The organism is Ruegeria sp. CH8, from assembly GCF_056536985.1.
In genome coordinates this window covers 115,696-124,922 of record NZ_JBQFQR010000015.1, presented here as the reverse complement: position 1 = coordinate 124,922, position 9,227 = coordinate 115,696, and the positions used below count along the sequence as shown (strand labels likewise).

Below are 9,227 nucleotides of genomic sequence, written 5' to 3'. Positions count from 1 at the left end.
TGTTGCTTATGCCAATTCCGTGAACAAGGCCGCTTATCATGTCTTCCTTTCCCCGCCCCGAACTCGGAGAGCCCTACCTGCTGACGCCGGGGCCGCTGACGACTTCGTATTCCGTGAAACAGGCGATGCTGCGCGACTGGGGCAGCTGGGATGGCGATTTTCGCGCAATGACGACCGAGTTGCGTTCGCGGCTTCTGGATCTGCTGGGCGCCGGTAAAGAAGACTATGACTGCGTGCCCATGCAAGGGTCGGGTACTTTCGCGGTCGAGGCGATGCTGAACTCGATGATCCCACCCGACGGCAAGGCACTGGTGCTGGCCAATGGCGCCTATGGCAAACGCGCGGCGCAGACGCTGGCCTATACCGGACGCGCGCATGTGGTGCTGGACAAGGGTGACTACCTGCCGCCCCGCGGGGCCGAGGTGGCGCAGATACTGGCCGATGATCCGGCGATCACCCATGTGGTTGCGATCCATTGCGAAACAAGCTCGGGCATCCTGAACCCGCTGCATGAGATTTCTCAGGCCACGGCGGCGGCGGGACGCAAGCTGCTGATCGATAGCATGTCGGCCTTTGGAGCGATCCCGCTGCAACCAAGTGAATACACGTTCGAGGCGCTGGTCTCTTCGGCCAACAAATGCATTGAAGGCGTGCCGGGCTTTGGCTTTGTTCTGGCCCGCAAGTCGGCGCTGGCCGAGGCGAAAGGCAATTGCCCCTCGCTCAGCCTGGACCTGTACGCACAGTGGGACGCGATGGAGAAAACCGGCCAGTGGCGCTTTACCCCACCGACCCATGTGGTTGCGGCCTTCCTGCAGGCGCTGACCGAACATGCCGCCGAAGGTGGCGTAGCGGGGCGCGGTGCCCGCTATAAGCGCAACCGCGATGTCATGGTGTCGGGGATGCGTGATCTGGGGTTTGAGACCCTGCTGTCGGATGAATGGCTGTCGCCAATCATCGTCACCTTCTTCTGCCCGACGGATCCCAATTTTGACTTTTTGCGGTTCTACGATCTGATGAAAGATCAAGGCTTTATCATCTATCCCGGCAAACTGACCGTGGTCGAAAGCTTCCGGGTCGGTTGCATCGGTCGCATGGACGCGGACGTGATGCGCGCCGTGGTCGCCGCTGCGAAACAGGCCTTGGTCGAGATGAATGTCGCCAGCGCCGCCCCGCCGGCCGAGGCGGTCGCTTCGCGCATGGCGCAGATCGCTTAATGCATTTTGACGAAAATATCGTCAAAATGACGTAACTTTCGGCGTTTTCGTCAAGATACCCCCTGCGGATCGAACAGCCCGCGCTTCATACTTTCAATAAACGAAAGAGGAGGCGCGTTTTGAGCTGGACTATTTGTGTCATAGGGGCAGGCAAGATCGGTCAGATGATCGCCAGCCTGCTGCAAGCATCCCCCAGTTACTCGGTCACCGTGGCGGATCGCGATCTGGCCGCTCTGTCGGTGCTGAACAAGCAGGGGATTGCCACCCGGCAGATTGATGTGGGGGATGAGGCGCAACTGGCGCAGGGGCTGGCCGGGTTCGATGCCGTGATCTCGGCGGCTCCGTTCTTTCTGACGCCGAAAATTGCCAAAGCCGCCAAGACAGCAGGCGCGCATTACTTCGACCTCACCGAAGACGTCGCCGCCACCAATGCGGTGCGTGAACTGGCCGAGGACAGCAAAACCGCCTTCATGCCGCAATGCGGTCTGGCGCCGGGCTTTGTCGGCATTGCCGGGGCTGCACTAGCGTCCGAGTTTGACGATCTCGACAGCTTGCATATGCGGGTGGGGGCCTTGCCGCTCTATCCGACCAACGCGCTGAAATACAATCTGACATGGTCCACCGACGGGCTGATCAACGAATATTGCAACCCCTGCGATGCCATCGTGAACGGCGAGCGGGTGAAAACCGCACCTCTGGAAGACTACGAGGTGCTGGGCCATGACGGGGTGGAGTATGAGTGTTTCAACACGTCCGGAGGGCTGGGCACCTTGCCGGAAACGCTGGAAGGCAAGGCGAGGGCAGTGTCGTACCGCTCAATCCGCTATCCTGGCCATTGCGATATACTGAAGCTGCTGCTCAAGGATCTGGGGCTGGAACACCGTCGCGATCTGCTGAAAGACATCTTTGAAACTGCCCTGCCGCGCACCGATCAGGATGTGGTTCTGGTCTATTGCACCGCCAAGGGCATGATCGACGGGGCTCTGCGCGAGAAATCCCTGATCAACAAAAGCTTTGCCCGCACCATCAACGGGCAGGTCTGGAGCGCCATACAGGTGACCACCGCCGCAGGCGTTCTTGGCGTGGTCGATCTGATGCGCACGGGAGCTCTGCCCAGCACAGGGTTTGTCCGGCAGGAGCAGGTGAACCTATCCGATTTCCTCAACACCGAATTTGGCCGGCTCTATCGCGCCGGTGACGTCACCCAACAGAATAAGGCGGCCTGAGATATGAAAGACATCGTAATGACAGCCCAAACCACTCTCGCAAATCTGGACCTGACCGAGGCGGAGCTGACCGGCGGTACGCTGGCCGTGCGGTCTCCCATCGACAGCAGCCTGCTGGCTGAAGTGCATGAGACGCCCGACGCCGAAATGGATGCTGTCTTTGCCCGCTCGAAAGCGGCTTTTAAAGCATGGCGCACTGTACCGGCCCCGCGTCGGGGCGAACTGATCCGTCTGCTGGGCGAGGAACTGCGCGCCGCCAAGGATGATCTGGGCGCTTTGGTCAGTTGGGAGGCGGGCAAGATCACCTCGGAAGGATTGGGTGAAGTGCAGGAGATGATCGACATCTGCGACTTTGCCGTGGGTCTGTCGCGGCAGCTATACGGTCTGACTATTGCATCCGAACGCCCCGGCCACCGGATGATGGAGACCTGGCACCCGGCGGGTCCGGTCGGCGTGATCTCGGCCTTCAACTTCCCCGTTGCGGTCTGGTCGTGGAATGCGGCGATTGCGTTGGTCTGTGGCGATACGGTGATCTGGAAACCGTCCGAGAAAACCCCGCTGACCGCGTTGGCCTGCCAGAAGATTTTCGAACGCGCGCTGGCCCGGTTTGGCGATGCGCCTGACCACCTGCTGCAGACCCTGATAGGCGGCGCCGCGCTGGGCGAGGCGCTGGTGGCCAGTGAAGACGTGCCTGTGATTTCGGCCACAGGGTCCACCCGCATGGGACGCGCGGTTGCGCCCATCGTGGCGCAGCGCTTCGGCAAATGTATTCTGGAGCTGGGCGGCAACAACGCGATGATCGTTGGTCCCTCAGCCGATCTGGAAATGGCGGTGCGGGCGATTGTATTCTCGGCCGTCGGCACCGCAGGCCAACGCTGCACCACGCTGCGCCGTCTGATCGTGCATAAATCGATCCGCGCGGAATTGGTGAGTCGTTTGAAAAAGGCTTATGCCGGTCTGCCCATCGGCAATCCGCTGATCGAGGGCACGCTGATCGGCCCGCTGGTGGATGAAGCCTCGGGTGCGGCTATGACAGCGGCCCTGAAAGCGGCTGAAGCTGAGGGTGGTACCGTATTCGGCGGCAACCGGGTAACCGAAGGCGTGCCCGCCGGCGTCTACATGCAGCCTGCCATCGTCGAGATGCCCGGCCAGACCGCAACAGTGAAGACCGAGACCTTTGCTCCGATCCTCTACGTCATGGAATACAGTGATTTCGACCAAGCCATCGAGATTCAGAATGACGTGCCGCAGGGCCTGTCGTCTTGCGTGTTCACCCTGAATATGCGCGAGGCCGAGCAATTCCTGACCGCAGCCGGGTCCGATTGTGGCATTGCCAACGTTAATATCGGGCCTTCGGGGGCCGAGATCGGCGGTGCCTTTGGGGGCGAGAAGGAAACCGGTGGCGGGCGCGAAAGCGGATCGGACGCGTGGAAAGCCTATATGCGGCGCCAGACCAACACCGTGAACTACTCGGCCGAGTTGCCGCTGGCGCAAGGCGTCAAGTTCGACATCTGATCAAAGGGCCCGGCGGCAGTACCGTCGCCGGGTCAGTCAGCAAACAGGTAGTCCAGCCGCATCACGGCTTGTGCCTTGTCCTGCGAGACACCCAGAAACTCGGCCACGGCGGCCTCATTTTCGGCCCTCGGGTTGGTTTCCCGAATCCGCAAATAGCCGTCAAACCCAGCCCCCCGGATCAGCTCGGATTCGTAGGACATCGAGTTGCGCAGCGTCGGCACCAGCCCCGCAACGGTTTCGGTGGGGCTGTTTTCTCCGGCCAGACCTACCCGGCGGGCGTGACCGATCAGGTAGTCGTCGGAATACTCACACTCGATCTCAAGAACATGGGTCTTGGCCTGATCGGCGCAGAAATCCTGAATGATGTCCAGATTGGCCGGATCGACGCAGATCACCAGCTTGTCGGTGCCGAAATGGTCAAACAACATCCGCACCACCGCGCGCCGGTGGCGCGAACGTTTCTGTAGCGTTGTCTCGATCCCGCCGAGATCGGGCAAGGGGGTGTTTTCTTCGTTGAACAGGTATTCGACGCAGGGAATATCCGTCTCGGAGGTGATCTGATCGACCAACCGCTTGGCCACATGCCATTTCTTGCAGGCGATCAGAAAAACCTCACGCTCAGGGCCCAGCGTATTCCCAGCCTCCCAGAACCGCTGCCCGAACCGGCGGCCAACCCGTCCGCGCCCGGTCAGGAAACCGTAAAGGTTGCGGCCCTCATCCGAGATTTTGAACTCAACCCCTTCGCTTGCGTAAAGCGCGCCCAGCCGTTCTTTCAGTTCATGCGCTTCGGGGCTGATCTTGCGGGCGAACAGGTAATCCTGCCCCAGCAGCATGTCGTAATGGTCGTTGTAGAAGGTTACCGGCATTCCGTAATCCGAGAACATCAGAAAGGTGGGGGTGCGGTTTTCGATCTCTTCCTTGGGGATCAGGTGGCGGACCAGGGTTTGAAAGAAAGTTTCATCCGGAATCCAAGTGGTCGAGAAAAAGCGTTTCACATCCGGGCGCTGTTGCAGGAAATCGAGGATCATCTCGACCGTACGGCGGCGCAGGCACCACCACTGGCTGCCGATCATGACCTGAATATCAACCGGTATCTCGCGGGTCAGGCCAAAGCGTTTTTGCAGATCGTATGAGGTGTAGAACCGTTTGCTTTGGGTGCGTTCATTGAAGAAATGGCGATAGATCAGCCGGTCGTCCTTCATGCCGGTCTTGATCCAGTTACTGGCAAAGAAATCGTGGCTTTCGATAAAATCCTTGTCGTTTTCGTCCAGGAACCAATGGGCGTATTCGGCCGTTTTGATCGCCATGCAATCGCCCGACAGCATGTAGAAATGCGTGGCGCGGGGAAAGGCATCGACGGCGGCCTGCAGCGCGTTCAGCGTTGCCTGAACCAATGACCACTCGCCCCAGCCGCATTTGATGCGCTTGGCGGCGAAGGTGACATTCGGGTTGTCCTTCAGAGCCGAGCGAATGCGATCATAGGCCGCCGCATTGGCGCGCGCATCAAAGTGAATGGCCATGCAATCCCCTGCGGCGGTCAGTTGCCCTGCCTGGGCAATGATCGCCTCGGGGTCTTTGTGGCACAAAAGTATGTAGGCAATCTTTGCCATTTTCGCTCTGCTTGACCTGTTTCGGCTGGTATCCACCCGTGATACTGAGGATGAGCGATTGAATAAACAGAATATTTTTGGTTCTTTGGCTACAAAAGCAGGCGTGTTTAGTGAGTTCTGACCAGTTAAGGAGGCGCAGCAGATGGGTTTTCCCGGTACTTGGATGACCGAAAGCGAAAGTATGGTGTACCGTGTCGTGCCGAAATGTGCCTGCTCGACCATCGGGCAGATCATGTATTTCTCGGACCATGGGCGGTTCTTTGACGGCGATATCCACGACGCAAAAGACGGGATGCACAAATGGGCGTTCGATCATAGCCAGGACCGCATCACGGGCAATATTCGCAATCATGGGTCCTATTCCTTTACCTGCGTACGCAATCCCTACACGCGGATTCTAAGTTCGTTCTTCGACAAGATCTGCGGCATTCAGCGGAACGGAAAACGCTATCGGGGCAATCTGGTCCCGACGTTGATCTACAATTACGGAATCGAAGTGGGTGGCGATGACGGCAAAGGTGAGTTCGACCAGATTGCCAGTTTCCGCCGCTTTCTATTATTCGCACGGGATACGATCCGCTGGCGCAGGCCGATGGATCCCGACATTCACTGGTCGGCGATGTCAGGCCATGTCTCGACCTTCATTGTAAACGGAGGGCGGTACGACCGGATTTTCTGGACCGAGAAGTTCAACGACGGGATGCAGGGTGTTCTGGACAATCTCGACACGCCGCACGCGATAAACTTGTCAGATATCCCCCGTTTCAACGAATCCGAGGGCCACGGTCCCAAGCGCGCCCATCCGGTCGAGGACTACTTCGACGATCTGTCGATGCATCTGGTTTATGAAATCTACAAACAGGATTTTGAGCTGTTCAAATACGATTTCGAAAACCCTGCGAACAAGATGCCGATTGGCGAAATTGATCTGGATGAGGTCCACGCCAAACTCGGCGACTGACACTGCCTCAGAGCGCTCCCGCCCATCGTCAATGTCTCTGACGAGACATCGCCTCTGGTTGGGCCCGGCGCCGCGCAAAGCGCGGCGCCGGGCCCAAAGCCGAACGTGGCATCGGCATAGCCGATGGTGCGCTTCGGGCGCGGGAGCCTTTCGAGGCTGGAAAGAACCGGTCCCGATCTGGAACCGGTTCTTGTCGCTTAGACCTGACGCACAGCGCCTTTGGCGGCGCTGGTGGTCAGCTTGGCATAGGCCTTGAGCGCCGTGGATACCTTGCGCTTGCGCGGTTCGGCGGGTTCCCAGCCCTTTTCATCCTGTTCTTCCCGGCGCGCTGCCAGTTCTTCGTCGGACACGGCCAGATGGATGGAACGGTTCGGAATGTCGATCTCGATCTTGTCGCCCTGGCGCACCAGTCCGATCTCACCACCTTCGGCGGCCTCGGGCGAGACGTGGCCGATTGACAGGCCCGAGGTGCCGCCCGAGAAACGACCATCGGTCAGCAGGGCACAGGCTTTGCCCAGACCTTTGGATTTCAGATACGAGGTCGGGTAGAGCATTTCCTGCATTCCAGGTCCGCCGCGCGGGCCTTCATAGCGGATAACCACCACATCGCCGGCCTCTACTTTGCCGGTCAGGATGTCATTGACCGCCTGATCCTGGCTTTCGCAGACATAAGCGGTGCCGGTGAAGGTCAGGCTGGCCGGATCGACGCCCGCGGTTTTCACGATACAGCCGTCACGCGCGATGTTGCCGAACAGAACCGCCAGACCGCCATCCTGACTGAAGGCGTGTTCCTTGCTGCGGATCACGCCGCCTTCCCGGTCGGTGTCCAGTTCCTTATAGCGGTTCGACTGGCTGAAGGCTTGCGTCGTGCGAACGCCACCCGGAGCTGCTTTGAACAGTTCCTGCGCCTTCGGGTTGTTGGCGATCTTGATGTCCCAGTTGGCAATAGCCTCGCCCATGGTGCCGGAGTGAACCGTGCTGCAATCTTCGTGCAGCAAACCAGCGCGGCCAAGTTCACCAAGGATCGAGAAAATACCACCGGCGCGGTGGACGTCCTCCATGTGCACGTTCTCGGTGTTCGGCGCGACCTTGCACAGACACGGTACTTTACGGCTGAGGCGGTCCATGTCGGACATGGTGAAATGAACCTCGCCCTCATGCGCGATGGCCAGTAGGTGCAGGACGGTATTGGTTGACCCACCCATGGCGATGTCCAGGCTCATGGCGTTTTCAAACGCCTCGAACGTGGCGATCTCACGCGGCAGGAAGCCCTTTTCGTTCAGATCATAGTGGCGTTTGGTGATCTCGACGATGCGGCGACCGGCCTCAAGGAACAGATCTTTGCGGTCTGCGTGTGTCGCCAGAGTTGAACCGTTGCCCGGCAGCGCCAGACCCAGCGCCTCGGCCAGACAGTTCATCGAGTTGGCGGTGAACATGCCAGAACACGAACCACAGGTGGGGCAGGCGTTCTCTTCGATATGTTTCACCTGTTCATCGGTGTAATGATCGTCGGCGGCAGCGACCATCGCGTCGACGAGGTCGATTTTCTTGACGTCCAGATCTTCGATGTCGATCTTGCCGGCCTCCATCGGACCGCCCGAGACAAAGATCGCCGGGATATTCAGGCGCATGGCGGCCATCAACATGCCCGGAGTGATCTTGTCGCAGTTCGAGATACACACCATCGCATCAGCGCAATGCGCGTTGACCATGTATTCCACCGAATCCGCGATCACCTCACGCGAGGGCAGTGAATACAGCATCCCGTCGTGGCCCATGGCGATGCCGTCATCCACAGCGATGGTGTTGAATTCCTTGGCCACACCGCCAGCAGCCTCAACCTCGCGCGCAACCATCTGGCCCAGATCTTTCAGGTGGACGTGACCGGGGACAAACTGAGTGAACGAGTTGACAATGGCGATGATCGGCTTGCCGAAATCGCTCTCGGTCATGCCTGTAGCGCGCCACAGGCCGCGGGCACCGGCCATGTTGCGGCCATGGGTGGAGGTTCTGGATCGGTACATTGGCATGATGCTGTTTCCCTTTTGCCCCGGTTGCGATATGCGGGGTGCGTACGTTATAGCGCACGTACCACATGTGCGCTATAACGCACAAGGGGATTCGAAAGACGATTGATATGGCACCGGACGATATAACGCTGAAACTACGGGATGTACGGGCGGCCTCGGGGCTGAGCCTGTCGAAGGTGGCCGAGATGACCGGCGTCAGCAAAGCCATGCTGGGCCAGATTGAGCGTGGCGAATCCAGTCCGACCATCGCGACACTGTGGAAGATTGCGAAAGGATTCCAGCTGCCGCTCAGCGCATTGATTGGCCCAACGGCGCTGCGCGATACGGCTACGCCGGATGTGTTCCGCACCGTAACCTTCCCCGGCAGCATTGAGGTCAAGATAGTCTTTCCCTTTGACCCCGCCCTGCGGGCCGAGACCTTCCACGTCGATCTTGCACCGAACCAGAGCCACGAATCCGCCGCCCATGCCACTGGCGTAACCGAAGAGGTCTTCGTCCTGAACGGTTCGCTCGAGATTCTGCGCGATGGGGAGTGGGTGCCGCTGCAAGCCGGGCAGGGGTTGCGGTTTGCGGCGGACTTGCCGCATGGCTACCGTGCCGGTGATCAGGGTGCGGCGTTTCTGAACATGCACCATTACGCGCAGCTTGATGCGTTGGCAGCGATCGGCTGA

At 59.4% G+C, this 9,227-nt stretch carries 7 protein-coding genes; 5 read left to right on the top strand and 2 right to left on the bottom strand.

The genetic code is table 11. The features are described from left to right. The first annotated feature begins 38 nt into the window (after positions 1–38). The 3 genes from ACR0ER_RS17450 (at position 39) to amaB (ending at position 3,955) form a co-directional block, all read left to right on the top strand. The gene (locus tag ACR0ER_RS17450; protein WP_480770027.1) at positions 39–1,214 is read left to right on the top strand and encodes a 2-aminoethylphosphonate--pyruvate transaminase; all 1,176 of its coding nucleotides are present in this window, start codon (positions 39–41) and stop codon (positions 1,212–1,214) included. Between the two features lie 119 nt (positions 1,215–1,333). Further along, the gene (locus ACR0ER_RS17445; protein WP_480770026.1) at positions 1,334–2,440 is read left to right on the top strand and encodes a saccharopine dehydrogenase family protein; all 1,107 of its coding nucleotides are present in this window, start codon (positions 1,334–1,336) and stop codon (positions 2,438–2,440) included. A gap of 3 nt (positions 2,441–2,443) precedes the next feature. Further along, a complete protein-coding gene (gene amaB / locus ACR0ER_RS17440; RefSeq protein WP_480770025.1) occupies positions 2,444–3,955 on the top strand; it encodes an L-piperidine-6-carboxylate dehydrogenase in 1,512 nt (503 codons plus the stop codon). 32 nt (positions 3,956–3,987) lie between these two features. On the opposite strand, the gene ACR0ER_RS17435 is transcribed toward amaB, so the two are convergent. Continuing rightward, positions 3,988–5,565 carry a DUF5928 domain-containing protein gene (locus ACR0ER_RS17435; protein WP_480770024.1) on the bottom strand — a complete coding sequence of 526 codons (1,578 nt, stop codon included), beginning with the start codon at positions 5,563–5,565 and terminating at the stop codon, positions 3,988–3,990. A 142-nt stretch (positions 5,566–5,707) separates the two neighbouring features. On the opposite strand from ACR0ER_RS17435, the gene ACR0ER_RS17430 reads away from it, so the two are divergent. Continuing rightward, complete coding sequence (locus ACR0ER_RS17430) at positions 5,708–6,526, top strand: sulfotransferase family protein (protein WP_480770023.1); 819 nt, start codon at positions 5,708–5,710, stop codon at positions 6,524–6,526. Positions 6,527–6,723: 197 nt separating this feature from the next. Here ACR0ER_RS17430 and ilvD read toward each other — a convergent pair whose 3' ends face one another. Then, positions 6,724–8,556, bottom strand: a complete 1,833-nt coding sequence (ilvD, locus tag ACR0ER_RS17425; RefSeq protein ID WP_480770022.1) for a dihydroxy-acid dehydratase — start codon at positions 8,554–8,556, stop codon at positions 6,724–6,726. Between the two features lie 107 nt (positions 8,557–8,663). On the opposite strand from ilvD, the gene ACR0ER_RS17420 reads away from it, so the two are divergent. Beyond that, entirely contained in the window at positions 8,664–9,227 is a 564-nt protein-coding gene (locus tag ACR0ER_RS17420; RefSeq protein WP_480770021.1) for a helix-turn-helix domain-containing protein, read from the top strand.